Raw genomic sequence first — 17251 nt, 5'->3', positions numbered from 1 at the left:
TAGACGCCTTTATTAAAGCTGCAGCTCTGGCGCTGCCTGTCATCCGGGATACCACTATGCACCAAATTACCGGTAAAAGCTTGCTGGGGTTACTGCTGGCACTCACTACCGCTGTGCTGTGGGGCATATTGCCTATTGCACTAAAGGTACTACTGGACGTGTTAACGGCTAATACCATTACCGCCATTCGCTTCCTGGCCGCAGCTGTGCTGGTAGGCCTATGGTTGTCAGCCCGCGGTAATCTGCCCAAAATGGCGCTGTTGTTCAGCTCCAGGGTTGCCAAACTGATGTTGATTGCCGTGCTGGGGTTGCTATCAAATTATATTATGTATCTTAGCGGCCTGAATTATCTGACGGCTGAGACAGGGCAGGTGGTTATTCAACTGGCACCTTTTTTGATGATGCTGGGCGGTGTTATTATCTTTAAAGAGTCTTTGTTATTGTGGCAAAAAGTAGGCGCGGTAGTGTTGGTTACCGGCTTGCTGCTGTTTTTTAATGAACGTTTGCTGCAGTTGATATTGCAGGCAGGCAGTGAAACCTTGGGGGTGCTGCTGGTCATTGCCGCGGCAGTAACCTGGGCAGCCTATGCGCTGGCACAAAAACAGCTGCTGGTGCACTACAGCTCTAAACAAATTATGTATCTGTTGTACTGCGCCGGCACCTTTGCTTTTATTCCGGTAGCGGATTTTAATCCGTTCAGCCAGTTAACTACACTGCATTGGGGCCTTTTGATATTTTGTTGTCTGAATACCGTGGTGGCCTATGGTGCATTTGCCGAAGCACTGCATCATTGGGAAGCGTCTAAAGTCAGCGCTGTACTGGCTATTACACCGCTGTTTACCATTTTATTTGCCAATATTATCGGTTCTCTGCTGCCGGGCTTTTTAGTACCACAACAACTTAATGCATTGTCCTGGCTGGGAGCAGTAATGGTAGTACTGGGTTCGGCGCTCACCGCTCTGGCACCACAGTTTGTTGAATATCGGGCCGCACGTAAAGTGCGCAAGTTACAGCGTGATGTGTTTTAAGCCAGATTACAGGTAATAAAAAAGGCTCTGTTGAGCCTTTTTTATTACTGAAACTGACAGCTTACTTAACTTGCACAATCTTACAGGTGTTAGAGGCACCGATAGTTTCCATCACGTCACCATGGGTCATGATCACCAGATCGCCACTTTTTAGACCGGCTTTGCTTTTTATCGCGTCTATAGCAGCGTCGGCCAGCGCTTGACCATTAAGGGCTGTGCTGTCAAAAAATGCCGGGTATACACCACGGTATAACGCCATTTTGTTCAGCGTTTTGCTATGGCGTGACAGTGCAAAAATTGGCTGAGGTGAAGTAATACGCGACATTAACTTAGCAGTGTAACCTGATTCAGTCAGGGTAATAATGGCCTTTATACCCTCCAAATGGTTAGCGGCGTACATAGCAGATAAGGCTATGGTTTCACTGATTTCAGTGAAGGTGACATCCATCCGGTGCTTGGAAATTTGAACACTGGGGTGTTTTTCTGCGCCATCACAGACCCGTGCCATCGCCCGAACCGTTTCAGTCGGGTATTTACCTGCAGCGGTTTCTGCTGACAACATAACCGCATCGGTGCCATCCAGTACCGCGTTTGCCACGTCCATAACTTCAGCGCGGGTCGGCATCGGGCTTTCAATCATACTTTCCATCATCTGGGTGGCGGTAATCACTACCCGGTTTAGCTGACGCGAACGGGCAATAATGCGTTTTTGCTGGCCAACCAGTTCGGCATCGCCAATTTCAACGCCAAGATCACCGCGGGCCACCATCACAGCATCTGAAGCACGGATAATATCGTCGAGGGTTTCGTCATCGGCTACCGCTTCAGCACGTTCAATTTTAGACATTATGCGGGCTTCAGAGCCGGCAGCCTGCGCTAATTCGCGTGCTAAGCGCAAGTCGTCGCCGCAACGTGGAAAAGATACCGCTAAAAAGTCGACGTCAATTTCAGCAGCGGTAATAATATCGCGTTTATCTTTGTCGGTCAGGGCAGGGGCGGTTAAACCACCGCCCTGGCGGTTTATACCCTTATTGTTGCTTAACTTACCGCCAACGGTAACAGTGGTATAGACGCGCTGGCCTTCTACCCGATCCACCAGCAGTTGAATACGACCGTCATCTAGTAATAGTAAGTCACCGGCGTTTACATCTTGTGGCAACTCTTTATAGTCAATACCTACCTGTTGCTCATCGCCTTCACCTTTGCCAAGTTCGGCGTCCAGCACATAGCTTTGACCTTCATCCAGCGTGACTGCGCCATTTTTAAAGGTTGAAACGCGGATTTTTGGCCCTTGTAAGTCACCCAATATGGCAACGTGCGCACCGAGTTTAGCAGCGGCGGCCCGCACCATCATTGCGCGCTCACGGTGATCGTCTGCGCTGCCGTGCGAGAAGTTTAGCCGAAATACTGACGCGCCGGCCTGGATCAGTTTTTCAATAGCTACCTGAGTACTGGTAGCCGGACCCAGAGTTGCGACGATTTTAGTTCTTCTGTGCATGGTAATAATCCTGCGTGATGCAATGAGGGGATATCAGATGACTTTTAGTGTAATGTAATTTTATTACATAATACAGTACGAAAAAGCAGAAAAGCGACAGGTTGGTGCAGTTGCGCTGACAACTGCACCAGGCGGTTAACTGGCAAAGTCTTTTTTCTCAAAACGTGAGCCACGTAAGCTGTCTTTAACTTTTTTCAGATTTTCGCGAAATTTGCTGCCACGGCGCAGTGTAAAACCGGTCGCCAGTATATCTATCAGTACCAGCTGTGCAACGCGTGACGCCATTGGCATATACATATCGGTGTCTTCCGGCACGTCTAGCGACAATACCAGAGTACATTCTTTTGCCAGCGGGCTGTCATAAGCAGTAATACCTATGACTGTAGCGTCATTTTCGCGGGCAATAGCGGCAATATCACACAGATTTTTTGTGCGGCCGGTATGGCTGATACATACCACAACATCGCCTTCAGCACTGTTAATGGCACTCATACGCTGCATAACGATATCGTCAAAACACACCACAGGCACGTTAAAACGAAAAAACTTGTTCTGAGCATCATGAGCAACTGATGCAGAAGCGCCAAGGCCAAAAAATGAGATTTTCTTTGCCTGGGTTAACACATCAACAGCGCGGTTAATCATAGGAATATCAACACGTTGTCTTGCTGTGTCTAAGGCAGCCATGGTTGATTCAAAGATTTTTGCCGTGTAGGCTTCAGGGCCATCTTCTTCTTCAACATGGCGGTTTACATAAGGTGTGCCATTGGCCAGGCTTTGCGCTAAATGCAGCTTAAAATCAGGAAAGCCCTTGGTATCCAGCCGGCGGCAAAAGCGGTTTACCGTTGGTTCGCTTACATCAGCCATTTTTGCTAAAGCGGCGATGCTGCTATGTATCGTAGTTTGTGGATTCGCCAGTATTACGTCAGCAACTTTGCGCTCAGACTTGCTAAAATTGTTCACGCTAGTAACGATTTTTTCCAGCACGTTCATACGGCTATTCCTGCATTATAATAATAAGCGGCTACAGGCTGTAACTCAGAGTGTAACCTGGGTTGTTTTTCATCAGAGCTGTCAGCAAAATAGTATTAAATTTACCACAAAATGACAGATCCGTTGCTAAGGCTGCCTTATTATATAAGAATAGTCAAAGCATTACGCAAACTGTAATTTAATTACAAGATCTTCGGTTTACAACCCGGTTATGCTGCGCTAGTATGGCTTAAGTGTTGTAAAATTACATCTAATTCAAGGTTCAGCTATGACAACCACAGCACAAAACTCAGCATGTGACTTAATACTGTTTGGTACCAAAGGGGATTTAGCCCGCCGTAAACTGCTTCCGGCAATGTACCAGCTGGAGAAGGCCGATTTACTCTGTGCTGAATCGCGCATTATCGGCGTTGCCCGCGATGACATGTCGTCAGAAGCTTATGCCGAACTGGTGTTAACCAATCTGAATAAGTTTTTAAAGGAGCCACTGGATACCGCAGTATGGCAGCGTCTGCAGCAAAAGCTGGTGTATGTGCAACTGGACCTGGCGAACGAGCAGGATTACAACAAGCTAACAGCGGTGGCCGATATAACTAAGCGGGTGCCGGTAAGTTATTTTGCCACGCCACCGTCCTTATTTGGTGTGATCTGCAAAGGCCTGGCGGCAGCAGGGCTGGCAGCTGAGCCAGCACGGGTAGTGCTGGAAAAACCTATTGGCCACGACTTAGCCTCATCTCAGGTGATTAACGACCAGGTCGCTGAATTCTTCAAAGAAAGCCAAATCTACCGTATCGACCACTACCTTGGCAAAGAAACGGTGTTAAACCTGTTGGCTCTGCGTTTTGCCAACGCTATTTTTGCCGGCAACTGGGACCACAACTCGATTGACCATGTGCAGATTACCGTGGCCGAAGAAGTTGGCGTTGAAGGCCGCTGGAGCTACTACGACGATGCCGGCCAGATGCGCGACATGGTACAAAACCACTTATTACAGGTGCTGACGCTGATTGCAATGGAGCCGCCAGCGCGGTTGGATGCCGATAGCATCCGGGATGAGAAGTTAAAAGTACTTAAAGCGCTGCGCCGCATTGATATCAGCAATATTCAGGAAAAAACCGTTCGCGGCCAATATGCGAATGGCTTTGTTGCCGGTAAAGCGGCGCCTGGCTATCTGGAAGAAGAGGGCGCCCGGCCAAACAGCAAAACCGAAACCTTTGTTGCCTTAAAGGTAGATATTGATAACTGGCGTTGGGCTGGGGTGCCGTTTTACCTGCGTACCGGTAAACGTATGGCAGCAAAACTCAGTGAAGTGGTTATTTGTTTTAAGCCGCAACCGCACAATATTTTTCATGCCACCTACAGCCAATTACCGGCGAATAAGTTGATTATCCGCTTACAACCGGATGAAGGTGTGGAAATTCAGGTACTGAATAAAATACCCGGCCTGGGCGAGCATATGCGTCTGCAGGAAAGTAAGCTCGATTTAAGCTTTGACGAAACCTTTAAATCGCAACGCATTGCCGATGCTTACGAGCGTTTATTACTGGAAGCCATGTTAGGTAATCAATACCTGTTTGTGCGCCGTGATGAAGTAGAGCATGCCTGGAAATGGGTAGACGGTATTCTGGAAGCCTGGAAAACCAGTAACGAGCCGCCAAAAAGCTATCAGGCAGGCAGTTGGGGGCCGGTGTCAGCCATTTCATTACTGGCGCGGGACGACCGTAACTGGGAAGAATAACGATGATGCAACTACAACAATTTACCGATACCACGGCATTAAATCAGGATTTTGCAAACCGGTTGCTGGCCTTGCTGCAGCAGGCAATAGATGAGCGTGGCGCTGCATATTTAGTGGTATCAGGCGGTAAAACACCTCAAGCCTTATTTCAGACACTCAGCCAAACCGAGCTGGCCTGGGATAAAGTAACGGTACTGCTGGCAGATGATCGCTGGCTGGACGATAGCCAGGCTGACTCCAACGAGCGCTTGGTTAAAGCCACGTTGTTGCAAAACAACGCCAAAGCAGCGCAGTTTATCAGCCTGTATGCCAATACTGCGTCGGCCTTTGATGGTGTTGCTCAGGTGCTGCCGCGCATTGCGGCGTTACCCACCTTTGATGCAGTGATCCTTGGCATGGGCGAAGATGGCCATACGGCATCATTGTTTCCCTGCAGCGGCCAAATTAAACAAGGTCTGGCACCAGACGCACCGGCGGTACTGGCAACTGAGCCGACGACAGCACCGTACCAGCGTATGTCACTTAGTTTGCCGCGTTTACTTAACAGCCGGCTGATATTTTTACATCTGGTGGGCAGCAACAAACTTTCAGTACTGGATAAAGCCATGGCAGACACTGATGTTTATGCCATGCCAATCCGGGCATTTTTACAACATCCTGTTGCTAACGTAACGGTGATGTACACAGCTAAGTAGGGGATAGTCATGGATCCTGTGATTCAGAAAGTAACGGACAGAATTATTGCCCGCAGTCAGCGCAGCAGAGACATTTATTTGCAACGACTTGAACAGGCCCGGCTGAAAGGCCCGCATCGGGGCGTGCTCAGCTGCGGTAATCTGGCGCATGGTTTTGCCGCTTGTAATCAGCAGGATAAAAGCGATTTACGCAGCCTGACTAAAGCCAATATCGGCATAGTGTCGTCATACAACGATATGTTGTCGGCGCATCAGCCGTATGAGCATTATCCGGCGCTGATTAAGCAAGCTGTTAGTGACGTTGGCAGCGTGGCGCAATTTGCCGGTGGCGTACCGGCCATGTGTGACGGCGTAACGCAAGGCCAACCTGGCATGGAACTTAGCCTGCTAAGCCGCGATATTATTGCCATGTCAGCAGCAGTAGGCTTGTCGCACAATATGTTTGATGGCGGCTTGATGCTGGGCATTTGCGATAAAATTGTGCCGGGTTTATTTATGGCGGCGATGAGCTTTGGCCATTTACCTTTTGTATTTGTGCCCGCCGGCCCCATGCCATCAGGCATTCCTAATAAAGAAAAAGCCCGGGTACGCCAGCTGTATGCTGAAGGAAAAGTGGGTAAAGAAGAGTTGCTGGCCGCAGAGTCGGCGTCTTATCACTCTGCCGGCACCTGCACATTTTATGGCACCGCCAACTCAAATCAGTTAGTTGTAGAAATTATGGGGCTGCATTTACCCGGCTCATCTTTTGTTAACCCGGGTACGCCACTACGTGATGAACTGACCAAAGCGGCGGCACGTCAGGTTACCCGTTTAACTGATCTGGGTGCTGACTATTTACCCGCCGGCAAGATGATTGATGCCAAAGCCATAGTTAACGGCATAGTAGGCCTGTTGGCAACCGGTGGTTCAACCAACCACACTATGCACTTAATTGCCATGGCGCGCTCTGCCGGTTTTATAGTTAACTGGGACGATTTTGCCGAGCTGTCGGCTGCCACACCGCTGCTTACCCGCATTTACCCTAACGGCCAGGCCGATATCAACCACTTCCAGTATGCCGGTGGTATGGCGCTGCTAATTCGTGAGTTGCTCGACGCCGGTTTACTGCACGAAGACGTACAAACCGTTGCAGGCCCGGGCCTGCGCCGTTATACCCAACAACCGGTGCTACAGGACGGTAAGCTGGTTTGGGTAGATGCCCCGGCACAATCGTTAGATCCGGATGTGTTAGCCACAGTGAAAAAACCGTTTAAAGCCCATGGTGGCTTAGAAGTGTTGTCTGGCAATGTCGGTCGTGGCGTCATTAAAACCTCAGCCCTGCGTGAAGGCACTGAAGTGGTAAAAGCGCCGGCGGTAGTGTTCTCAAGCCAGCATGAGCTGGATGCAGCCTTTAAAGCCGGCGAATTGAACAAAGATTGTATTGTTGTCGTGCGCTTTCAGGGGCCAAAAGCCTGTGGCATGCCAGAGCTGCATAAATTGACACCGCCACTTGGCGTATTGCAAGACCGCGGCTTTAAAGTGGCACTGGTCACAGATGGCCGCATGTCTGGCGCGTCGGGCAAGGTGCCTGCCGCTATACATGTCACACCGGAAGCCGTTGACGGTGGCAATATCGCCAAAATAAAAACCGGCGATATGATGCTGGTCGATGGCAATAGTGGCCGCTTAGAAGTACTGGTGCCAGAGGCAGAGTTTGCTGCACGTGAAGTTGCAACTATGGATATGGCATCAAGTTATTATGGTATGGGCCGCGAAATGTTTGGCGCGCTGCGCAGCCAGCTGACCGGAGCCGAGCAGGGCGCTTGCAGCTTGTTTACCACTGAGGAGCATCTGCATGGCTAAGCTGCCGTCTCACGCTATAGTGGCCGATATTGGCGGCACTAACGCCCGCTTTAGCCGGGTGGCGCTGGACAGTCTGGTGCTGGATAAAGTTGCGGTGTATCCCTGCGCGCAATTTGCCACCCTCGCTGATGCGCTGACACATTATATGCAACAACAAGATGTCGCTGACATTAAGCATGTTGCCATTGCGATCGCCTGTCCGGTGACCGGTGATCAGATCAGCATGACCAATTTTCACTGGCAGTTCTCCGTTAAGGCCATGCAGCAACAACTTGGCCTGGCGGCACTGAATGTAATGAACGACTTTACCGCAGTAGCCATGTGTTTACCGGCATTAAGTGAAGAGCAAAAAGTTAAAGTGGGTGGCGGCCAGGCGCAAGATGCTAAGCCAATGGCGGTACTGGGTGCCGGTACAGGCCTGGGAGTGGCGCATCTGATTAACGTACATGGCCAGTTTATCCCTTTACCCGGTGAAGGTGGCCACATCGATTGGGCCGCGCAGAATGAGCAGGAATGGTTTATTCAGCAAACCCTGGCCAAACAATATGGCCATGTGTCACCCGAGCGTTTGTTGTCCGGCCCCGGGCTGGAAGCCATCTATCAGGCACTGGCGTTATACCGTCAGCAACCGGCAGAGCCGGTAAATGCAGCTGAAATTGCCAGCCTGGCACTCAGCGGACAAAGCACCCTGGCGCAAGACACCGTTAAGCAGTTTTTTGCCAGCCTGGGCAGTGTAGCCGGTGATTTGGCATTAACCCTTAGCACCTTCGGCGGTGTTTATATTGCCGGTGGCATAGCCCCCAAATTATTACCTCTGCTTGCTGACAGCGAGTTCAGAGCCCGTTTTGAAGCAAAAGGCCGGTTTAGCGCTTTTAATCGCCAGATCGCCACCTATGTCGTGACAGCAGAACAACCGGGCTTAGTCGGTGCTGCGGTCTACCTGAAACAATTTTTGGCGAGTAATGAATATGGCATTTGAAAACTGGCAGTTACAACCGGGCAACTTATTTGAGCAGGGGCCAGTGGTTCCGGTGATCGTCATTAAAGATTTGAATGATGCCGTGCCGATGGCAAAAGCATTGTTAGCCGGTGGTATTAAAGTACTGGAAGTAACACTGCGTACACCGGTAGCGCTGGATGCGATTCGTTTGCTGGCACAGGAAGTACCGGATGCGATAGTTGGTGCCGGCACCGTTACAACTGCTGCGCAATTACAGCAAGTGGTCGACGCCGGTGCCAAGTTTGCCATCAGCCCGGGATTAACCCGCGAACTGTTGCAAGCTGGTAAAGATGCGGCTATCCCGCTTATTCCGGGTATTGCCAGTATTTCTGAATTAATGGAAGGCACTGGCCTTGGCTATACCCACTTTAAATTTTTCCCGGCCGAAGCCGCAGGCGGCGTGAAAACGTTAAAATCTATCCATGGCCCGTTTGCCGATATCCGCTTTTGTCCAACCGGCGGTATTAACGAGAAAAACTTTCTTGAATACCTGGCACTGCCAAATGTGAAATGTGTTGGTGGCTCCTGGATAGTACCGGATGACGCTGTTGCCGCTAAAGATTGGGGCCGTATTACCGAGCTGTGTAAAACAGCAGTAGCTCAGGCGCAACAACGCTAAAGCTGTAACAATACAGTTTAATACTTAAGCGCCCGGTTAAACCGGGCGTTTGTTTTGAGTTTACGCCCAAAAAGGCGTATAGTAGCGCACTTTTTACCCTGCTGCGTCCCGACATCCGGGCCTGTATGCCGTTTTAACCTGTTCTGGAACACACTGTGATATCAACTGCTAACATTACGATGCAATTTGGCGCCAAGCCGCTGTTTGAAAATATTTCGATTAAATTCGGCGAAGGTAACCGCTATGGTTTAATCGGTGCCAATGGCTGCGGTAAATCTACCTTTATGAAGATTTTAAGCCGTGAGCTTGAGCCAAGTGCCGGTAATGTGTTTGTTGAGCCAAATCATCGTGTTGCTAAGTTGCATCAGGATCAGTTTGCCTTTGAACAGTATTCTGTTATCGACACGGTAATAATGGGCCACGCAGAACTGTGGGCAGTAAAGGAAGAGCGCGATCGCATCTATAGCAGCGCCGAAATGAGCGAAGAAGACGGCATGAAGGTTGCCGACCTTGAAGTGGCTTTCGGTGAAATGGATGGCTACACCGCAGAGTCACGCGCCGGTGAATTGCTTATTGGCGTTGGCATACCGGTAGAGCAACACTTTGGCCCTATGTCAGCGATAGCACCGGGCTTTAAGCTTCGGGTACTTCTGGCGCAGGTATTGTTTGCCGATCCGGAAATTATGCTGTTGGACGAACCTACCAACAACCTGGATATTAACACTATACGTTGGTTAGAAAACGTGTTGGCTGAGCGCAACAGCACTATGGTCATCATTTCGCACGACAGACACTTTTTAAACAGCGTTTGTACCCATATGGCCGATCTTGACTATGGTGAACTGCGCCTGTACCCGGGTAATTACGACGAATATATGTTTGCCGCTACCCAAGCACGTGAGCGTTTGTTATCTGATAATGCCAAGAAAAAAGCCCAGATCGCTGAGCTACAAACCTTCGTTAGCCGCTTCTCTGCCAATGCTTCTAAAGCTAAGCAGGCCACATCACGTGCTAAGCAAATTGATAAAATTCAGCTGGAAGAAGTTAAAGCCTCCAGCCGGGTTAACCCCTTTATCCGCTTTGAGCAGCAAAAGCAGTTATACCGTCTGGCATTGGAAGTCGAGGGCTTACATAAAGGCTTTGGCGAGCTTAAACTGCTAAAAAACCTCGGTATGACGATAGAAGTCGGCGAGAAGGTGGCGATTCTTGGTGCTAACGGTATCGGTAAGTCGACATTATTGAAATGTCTGGTAGGCGATTTAACTCCCGAGTCCGGCACGGTGAAATGGTCGGAAAATGCCAAAATTGGTTACTATGCGCAAGATCATGCGCATGAATTTAGCGAAGCGATGAGCCTGTTTGACTGGATGAGCCAGTGGAAACAACCCTCCGATGACGAGCAGGTTATCCGCGGCATTTTAGGCCGCTTGTTGTTCTCGCAGGACGAGATTAAAAAGTCGGTAAAAGTGCTGTCGGGTGGTGAAAAAGGCCGGATGTTATTTGGTAAGTTAATGCTGCAGCGCCCGAATATCCTGGTGATGGATGAACCAACTAACCACTTGGATATGGAATCCATTGAATCGTTAAACTTAGCGCTGGAGCATTACAAAGGCACCTTATTGTTTGTCAGTCACGACCGCGAGTTCGTCTCCAGTCTGGCTAGCCGTATTATCGAAATTACGGATAAAGATATCCGTAACTTTGTCGGCAGCTACGAAGAGTACCTGGCAGCACAAACCGTGTAACCTGGCGCACGTTAAGCTATCGCGTAAAAGACCGGCCGGCCAGGCCGGTTTTTTTATGGCTTGAAATTGTGCCGGTTCGTCGCCATGTCTTAACAATCGTCTGATTGCACAAACAAAATCACAGTCAGAGTTAACCAGCCCTGACACCGTTATCAGGTCTTGTGCTAAGGTGAATTTGTTTCCGTGCTTAACCCAAGGAGTCGTTATGAAGATCAATATTGGTATTGAAGAAGATCAACGTAAAGCTATTGCTCATGGCTTATCGGTATTGCTGGCTGATACCTATACGCTGTATTTAAAAACGCACAACTATCATTGGAATGTTACCGGCCCGATGTTTCAGACGCTGCATACCTTATTTGAAACCCACTACAACGAGCTGGCCTTAGCCGTAGATGAAATTGCCGAGCGTATTCGTGCTTTGGGTGAGTTTGCGCCGGGTTCTTACAAAGAGTACGCCAAACTGACCAGTATTAAAGAAGCCGATACGATCCCGTCTGCCGAAGACATGATTAAAGATTTGGTAAAAGGCCAGGAAGCCATTGCCAAAACAGCCCGTTCTATAGTGCCGGTTGCAGATGCTGCCTCTGATGAAGTTACGCTGGATTTGCTGACCCAACGTATGACTGTGCATGAAAAAAATGCCTGGATGCTGCGTAGCCTGGTGGCCTAATTCAGTTCTGGCCTCAGGTACAAGTAGCTGTGCCTGAGGCTGTTATACCCACTCGTCAGATAAAATCGTCTATCCGGCAAAAATTACTAAGTTTTTCCTGCCAAAGCTTGTAAAATCGCGCCCAGCAGTAACACTTATAGCTGACACCCTATGTCAGGTGTCCGCTGAAGGAGACTATATTCAATGAAAGCTTTGCAATATGCACAGTCTGTTGCAGACCTTTTTGCCCTGCCGGAAGGATATCTCAGAGTTAAACAATTGATGGACTCTGATACGGCCAGTCTGGATGAGATTGCCGACGTTATTTTGCTGGATCCGGTGTTAACATCTAAATTGTTAAAACTGGCAAATAGTGCAATATATAGTCTGCCTTATCAGGTAGAATCGGTCAGTAAAGCACTGTTAGTGCTTGGAAAAACTCAGGTTTATAATCTGGTGCTCAGCATAGGTATAGCCTCTGCTTGCAGTCGGGTAGATACCTCAGCTATTGATCTGGAACGATTTTGGGAGCAAAGCATTAATGCTGCGCTTATCGCCAAGTTTTTAGCTCAGCAGTGTCAGTTAAAACCGGCTGATCGTTATTATGTCGCCGGCCTGTTACACAATATTGGCGAAATGGTAGTACTGAACTTCGACGCCGAACAAGCCAAGCAATGCCAGCAGTACAGTGCTGAAGTCAGGCCCTGGCAACTGCAGCAAAGCCTGTTAGGCTTCACCTATGCTGAATGTGGTGCAGAACTACTACACCTGTGGCAATTACCCGACAGTATTATTGAACCTGTAGCTTTGCAGCACAGCAGCCGTTTTGATCAGAAAAACAAAGCGCAGCTGGTTATTCATCTTGCGGTACGGTTGGCGTTGGCCAACCAGCATCCTGATATCTACAACACGCGCCAACTGGTCGATCCTTTTGTTTTAGAGTTGCTAAACCTGACACAACAAGACATCATCCGGGCTATAGATTTCTGTAACACCGAAGGCTTGTTTTTATTGTCGGTGTTAAACCCCAGGATCAGCACCATTTATTAATCTTCTGTGATCGGCGGCCTATAGGCCGCCGTTGCCTTATTGGGATCTTATTTTTGAGCTGTACTATGAAAAAATCACCTTTGTATACTGCCTACGCCGGTTCGGCCCTGTTAGAAACGCCGCTATTAAATAAAGGCAGTGCCTTTACTGCAGAAGAGCGCTTAGCCTTTAATCTGGCAGGTTTGTTGCCACCACGCTATGAATCGATTGAAGAGCAGGTAAGCCGTGCCTATTTGCAATATAAAAGCTTTGATACCGCCATTAACAAGCATATATACCTGCGCGCCATTCAGGACAACAACGAAACCCTGTTTTACAGTCTGTTGCAGCAGCATCTGGAAGAGATGTTGCCCATTGTATACACGCCAACAGTAGGCGATGCCTGCGAGCAATTTTCTGATATTTATCGCAGTGCCCGTGGTTTGTTTATCAGTTATCAGGATCGGCATCATTTAGATGATGTGCTGCGTAATGCCACTAAACGCAAGGTTAAAGTAATCGTTGTCACCGACGGTGAGCGGGTGCTGGGCCTTGGCGATCAGGGTATTGGCGGCATGGGTATTTCTATCGGCAAACTGTCGCTGTACACCGCCTGTGGCGGCATCAGTCCGGCCTATACGTTACCGGTAATGTTGGACGTAGGCACCAACAACGAAAAGCTGCTAAATGATCCGATGTACATGGGGCTGCGGCAAAAGCGGGTGAGCCAGGCTGAGTATGATGAGTTTGTTGACTTGTTTATTCAGGCAGTAAAACGGCGCTGGCCAGAGGCCATTATTCAATTTGAAGATTTTGCGCAGCCCAACGCTATGCCGCTGTTACAACGTTACCGCGAGCAAATCTGCTGTTTTAATGATGATATCCAGGGGACTGCAGCCGTTACCGTTGGCACGCTGTTGGCCGCGTGTCGCAGCAAAAATGCACGTTTATCGCAGCAAAAAGTGGTCTTTGTCGGAGCAGGTTCTGCCGGCTGTGGTATTGCCGAGCAGGTGATCAGCCAGATGGTAGCCGAAGGCATCAGTGAGCAACAGGCTCGCAGTCAAATTTACATGATAGATCGCTTCGGTTTGTTAACCGAAACCACGCCTGGCTTACGCGATTTTCAACAAGCCTTGGTACAACCCGCCACCGCTATTGCTGACTGGAGTTATAGCAGCGAGTTTCCAAGCCTGCGCGATGTAATGAACTGCGCCAAACCCGGTATACTGATTGGTGTGTCCGGCCAGCCGGGGTTATTTACAGAAGCTGTAGTGCGGGCAATGAAAAAAGGCTGTGATACGCCGATTATTTTTCCGTTGTCTAATCCGTCACGTCAGGTAGAAGCTACCCCCGAGCAGGTAATTAACTGGACCGACGGTGATGTGATCATTGCGACCGGCAGCCCGTTTAAAGCAGTAAGCTATAAAGGTAAAAGCTATGCGATTGCCCAGTGCAATAACAGCTATATATTTCCGGGTATTGGCTTAGGTGTACTGGCAGTTAAGGCACGTATCATCAGTGATGAAATGCTGCGAGCCGCCAGTAAAACTCTGGCCGATGCCTCACCACTGGCTAACAGCGGCAGTGGTGGCTTACTGCCGGCCTTTACCGAGCTGGCGGCGCTGAGTAAGCAAATTGCGTTTAATGTGGCCAAAGTGGCCATGCAACAAGGCCTGGCACTGGAACTGGACGACGAGCTGCTACAACAGAAAATCGAACAGAATTTCTGGACACCGCAGTACCGCCAATATAAACGCGTTAGTGCCTGATCCTAAGCAGATCGCAGGACAAATCTGCTTACAATTTGTTTTAGGCTAAGATGCATCACAGCGTTAGTATGATTAACCTATATCCATACTAAAAGGAAACTGTGATGTACAAGTCTGTACTGGCTTTGGCTATTGCTGCCATCTTATCCGGTTGTAATCCTGCTCCGGAGCAAACCACCACGTCTGTGCCACAACCTGCTGTGGCAACAGAAGCGGCGATATCTGAAACTGCGCGTTTAAATCAATGGTTTGAAGAAAAATACGAACAGCAGTTACAACAAAGTCCGCTGCAAATGACCTTTCTTGGCCGTAAAGACAAGTACGATCAGGTTGATGATACCACCGTCGCTGCCGAAGACGCGCAATTGGCATGGCTTGGCGCCACGGTAGCTGAGCTCAAAGCCAGTTTTGACTACACCAAACTCGAGCCTGAAGCTCAAACCTCATATGATGTGTGGATTTATCAGTATGAGCAGGCAAAAGAGGGCGTAAACTTCCGTAGCAACGCTTATATTTTTACCCAGATGCAAGGCATTCACGCCATGCTGCCGCAGATCATGATTAACTTTCATAAAGTGGACACAGCCGAAGATATGCAGGCTTACGTCAAACGGATTGAAGGGATCAGCGTCGCCATTACCCAATTGCTCGAGCGGGCGCAAAATAATAGCCGGCATGATGTCCGGCCACCACGCTTTGCCTATGACGGTGTTCTGCAGCAAATTAACAACTTGCTAAATGGCGCTCCCTTTACTGACAGTGAGCAGGATATTCCGCTTTGGAGTGATGCTAAAGGTAAAATAGCGGCTCTGGTGAAAGAAGATAAACTTACCGACGAGCAGGCAAAACAGCTTACCGATGAAACCCGCGCTGCACTGCACAGCCACTTTTTGCCGGCGTATAACGCGTTAAAACAGTGGCTTGAGCAAGATATTGCTAAAACTGATGCCATAGCTACCGGTGTCGGCAAGCAGCCAAATGGCAAGGCGTATTACGATTACCAGTTGAAGGTGTCGACGACCACCAATTTAACTGCCGAGCAGATCCACCAAATCGGTCTGGACGAAGTAGCGCGGTTAACCGACGAGATGATCGCGATTAAAAACCAGGTAGGGTTTAACGGCGGGTTAAAAGATTTTTTCCGCTTTATCAAACAGGATGACCAGTTCTATTACCCTGATACCGATGCCGGCCGCGAAGGCTACCTGGAAGACTCGCGTCAGTACCTGGCCTTTATTGAAGAAAAATTGCCGCAGTACTTTGGCATTCTGCCCAAAGCTGATCTTATCGTTAAACGGGTAGAACCGTTTCGTGAACAACCGGGCGCAGCGCAGCATTATTTCCCCGGCACACCAGATGGCGCCAGACCAGGCATTTACTATGCGCACTTATCCGATATGCGCGCTATGCCGAAAAATGAAATGGAAGCCATCGCTTATCACGAAGGCAGCCCGGGCCACCATATGCAAATCTCTATTGCGCAGGAGCTGACAACAGTACCGACGTTCCGTACCCAGGCCGGTTTTACTGCTTATGTCGAGGGCTGGGCGCTGTACTCAGAATTATTGGCGAAAGAAATGGGCGCTTATCAAAACCCGTATTCTGATTTTGGCCGGTTAATAACCGAAATGTGGCGTGCGGTGCGCCTGGTCGTTGACACCGGCTTACACAGCAAAGGCTGGACAGAGCAGCAAGCGATAGATTATTTTCTGGACAAAACGCCAATTGCCGAAGGCGCAGTAATATCTGAAGTACGCCGTTACATTGTCTGGCCAGGGCAGGCGACAGCATACAAAATTGGCATGATCAAAATACTTCAATTGCGCGATAAGGCCCGGCAACAACTGGGAGATAGCTTTGATATCCGCGCTTTTCATGACACTGTACTCAGTGGCGGCGCCTTGCCGCTGGATGTACTGGAAAAGCGGGTAGACAATTGGATCGCCAGCGTTAAAAGCCGCTAGGCCTGTGCAGTAGCAAATCAGGCCGGCTTAAGCTGGCCTGAAATCTGCTGTAGCAAATTGCTGATACTACGTTGTGCCTGTGCTGACTGTTGCTGTAGCTGTGACAGTTCCAGCAGCGTGTTTAACGTGGTAAGCACCAGCAACTGATCGCGGCTGCTAAGTGGTGACTGGCTGTGTAGCACAGACAGTTTTTCATTCAGGCTATCTGCCAACTGTTGCAACTGTGTTTGTTGGCCTTGTGGCACCTTAAACTGATAGTCGCGGCCAAATACCGTTACAGCTAACACCGGCTGTGACACCGACATTAGCCGTTTCCGGCATTAACTGCATCCAGCAGGCTTTGCATGCGTGCGGTTGCAGCGTTTTGTTGCTCTTCTTTTTCCATAACGTCTAATTGTAATAGTTCATGTTGTTCATTCAATTCATTCAGTTGCTGCTTTAGCTGACTATTTTGCTGCAGCAGTTGTTGAACCGCGGTTTCCAGTTGGGTAAGTAGAGCTGACATTGTGATTTCCATAACGGCATTAAAGGAGCGGCACCTTACTGAATTTAGTCCTGCAACTCCAGTAAAAATAAGGTCTGCCGCGCTGTTTGCTTATTAAAACAACAACTTAAACAGAAACCATCGCACTGTGCGCTTATACAGCAGCATTTATGCTAAAAAGGCCGCCCGCAAACC

Annotated in this window: 15 protein-coding genes; 11 read left to right on the top strand and 4 right to left on the bottom strand. The window is 49.2% G+C overall.

Going from position 1 to position 17251, the window contains the following annotated elements; all coding sequences use genetic code 11:
• Nucleotides 1-56: 56 nt before the first annotated feature.
• The gene (locus MN202_RS11220; protein ID WP_335736213.1) at nucleotides 57-1028 is read left to right on the top strand and encodes a DMT family transporter; all 972 of its coding nucleotides are present in this window, start codon (nucleotides 57-59) and stop codon (nucleotides 1026-1028) included.
• A gap of 61 nt (nucleotides 1029-1089) precedes the next feature.
• Here the strand turns inward: MN202_RS11220 and pyk are convergent, their stop codons facing one another.
• Nucleotides 1090-2526 (bottom strand): pyruvate kinase, encoded by a 1437-nt coding sequence (gene pyk / locus MN202_RS11215; protein ID WP_335736212.1) that lies wholly within the window; start codon nucleotides 2524-2526, stop codon nucleotides 1090-1092.
• A gap of 135 nt (nucleotides 2527-2661) precedes the next feature.
• Entirely contained in the window at nucleotides 2662-3519 is an 858-nt protein-coding gene (locus MN202_RS11210) for a MurR/RpiR family transcriptional regulator (RefSeq protein WP_335736211.1), read from the bottom strand.
• Between the two features lie 268 nt (nucleotides 3520-3787).
• Between MN202_RS11210 and zwf the strand changes: the two genes are divergently transcribed.
• From zwf to MN202_RS11160, 10 genes are all read left to right on the top strand, one after another.
• A complete protein-coding gene (gene zwf / locus MN202_RS11205; RefSeq protein WP_335736210.1) occupies nucleotides 3788-5257 on the top strand; it encodes a glucose-6-phosphate dehydrogenase in 1470 nt (489 codons plus the stop codon).
• Nucleotides 5258-5259: 2 nt separating this feature from the next.
• Nucleotides 5260-5952, top strand: coding sequence for a 6-phosphogluconolactonase (gene pgl / locus MN202_RS11200; protein WP_335736209.1), 693 nt, complete (start codon nucleotides 5260-5262; stop codon nucleotides 5950-5952).
• Between the two features lie 9 nt (nucleotides 5953-5961).
• The gene (gene edd, locus MN202_RS11195; protein WP_335736208.1) at nucleotides 5962-7794 is read left to right on the top strand and encodes a phosphogluconate dehydratase; all 1833 of its coding nucleotides are present in this window, start codon (nucleotides 5962-5964) and stop codon (nucleotides 7792-7794) included.
• Nucleotides 7787-8773: a glucokinase gene (locus MN202_RS11190; protein ID WP_335736207.1), complete on the top strand. Its 987-nt coding sequence runs from the start codon at nucleotides 7787-7789 to the stop codon at nucleotides 8771-8773. Before edd ends, MN202_RS11190 begins: the two co-directional genes overlap by 8 nt.
• Nucleotides 8757-9413: a bifunctional 4-hydroxy-2-oxoglutarate aldolase/2-dehydro-3-deoxy-phosphogluconate aldolase gene (locus MN202_RS11185; protein WP_335736206.1), complete on the top strand. Its 657-nt coding sequence runs from the start codon at nucleotides 8757-8759 to the stop codon at nucleotides 9411-9413. Before MN202_RS11190 ends, MN202_RS11185 begins: the two co-directional genes overlap by 17 nt.
• A gap of 155 nt (nucleotides 9414-9568) precedes the next feature.
• Nucleotides 9569-11158, top strand: a complete 1590-nt coding sequence (locus MN202_RS11180) for an ABC-F family ATPase (protein ID WP_335736205.1) — start codon at nucleotides 9569-9571, stop codon at nucleotides 11156-11158.
• Nucleotides 11159-11363: 205 nt separating this feature from the next.
• Nucleotides 11364-11831: a Dps family protein gene (locus tag MN202_RS11175; RefSeq protein WP_335736204.1), complete on the top strand. Its 468-nt coding sequence runs from the start codon at nucleotides 11364-11366 to the stop codon at nucleotides 11829-11831.
• Between the two features lie 183 nt (nucleotides 11832-12014).
• On the top strand, nucleotides 12015-12860 hold the full coding sequence (locus MN202_RS11170; RefSeq protein ID WP_335736203.1) for an HDOD domain-containing protein: 846 nt from the start codon (nucleotides 12015-12017) through the stop codon (nucleotides 12858-12860).
• Nucleotides 12861-12925: 65 nt separating this feature from the next.
• Nucleotides 12926-14608 (top strand): NAD-dependent malic enzyme, encoded by a 1683-nt coding sequence (locus tag MN202_RS11165; protein ID WP_335736202.1) that lies wholly within the window; start codon nucleotides 12926-12928, stop codon nucleotides 14606-14608.
• Between the two features lie 104 nt (nucleotides 14609-14712).
• Entirely contained in the window at nucleotides 14713-16572 is a 1860-nt protein-coding gene (locus MN202_RS11160) for a DUF885 domain-containing protein (protein ID WP_335736201.1), read from the top strand.
• A 17-nt stretch (nucleotides 16573-16589) separates the two neighbouring features.
• On the opposite strand, the gene zapA is transcribed toward MN202_RS11160, so the two are convergent.
• Together zapA and MN202_RS11150 are read right to left on the bottom strand one after the other, a co-directional pair.
• Complete coding sequence (zapA, locus tag MN202_RS11155; RefSeq protein WP_335736200.1) at nucleotides 16590-16877, bottom strand: cell division protein ZapA; 288 nt, start codon at nucleotides 16875-16877, stop codon at nucleotides 16590-16592.
• Nucleotides 16877-17077: a hypothetical protein gene (locus tag MN202_RS11150; protein ID WP_335736199.1), complete on the bottom strand. Its 201-nt coding sequence runs from the start codon at nucleotides 17075-17077 to the stop codon at nucleotides 16877-16879. Before MN202_RS11150 ends, zapA begins: the two co-directional genes overlap by 1 nt.
• Nucleotides 17078-17251 lie beyond the last annotated feature (174 nt).

The organism is Rheinheimera muenzenbergensis, assembly GCF_036984005.1.
Taxonomy (GTDB): Bacteria; Pseudomonadota; Gammaproteobacteria; order Enterobacterales; family Alteromonadaceae; genus Alishewanella; species Alishewanella muenzenbergensis.
This window is presented reverse-complemented; position numbering and strand designations above follow the sequence as displayed.